General features: G+C 47.8%; 1 protein-coding gene. It reads right to left on the reverse strand.

All coding sequences use genetic code 11. From position 1 onward, the window contains the following. Window positions 1-370 (reverse strand): HYR-like domain-containing protein (locus BLQ81_RS22325; RefSeq protein ID WP_175454247.1); only part of this gene is annotated, 370 nt, incomplete at both ends.

Raw genomic sequence — 370 nt, forward strand, 5'->3', positions numbered from 1 at the left:
AATTTCCAGGTGACCGTATGAGTTCCCTGAGTGTTGTAAGTCAAGAGATCAGTCGTAGTTCCTTGGATCGTTCCTTTGCAGTTATCCAAGGCAGTTGGAACAGTTGTTACTGTCGCAGCACATTCGCCTGTAACATCGGCTAGGGTTTCAAGGGTCGGAACCGGAGCGGTTACATCTTTTACAATGACCCTCTGAGTTTGCTGAGAAGTATTTCCGATGCCATCGTCAAAATCCCAGGTGATCGTATGAGTTCCCTGGGTGTTGTAAGTCAGCGTATCTTCGGTTGTTCCTAGGATCGTTCCTTGGCAGTTATCCAAGGCTGTTGGAACAGTTGTAACTGTCGCAGCACATTCGCCTGTAACATCGGCTA

It is taken from the genome of Algoriphagus alkaliphilus (assembly GCF_900103735.1).
Classification (GTDB): domain Bacteria; phylum Bacteroidota; class Bacteroidia; order Cytophagales; family Cyclobacteriaceae; genus Algoriphagus; species Algoriphagus alkaliphilus.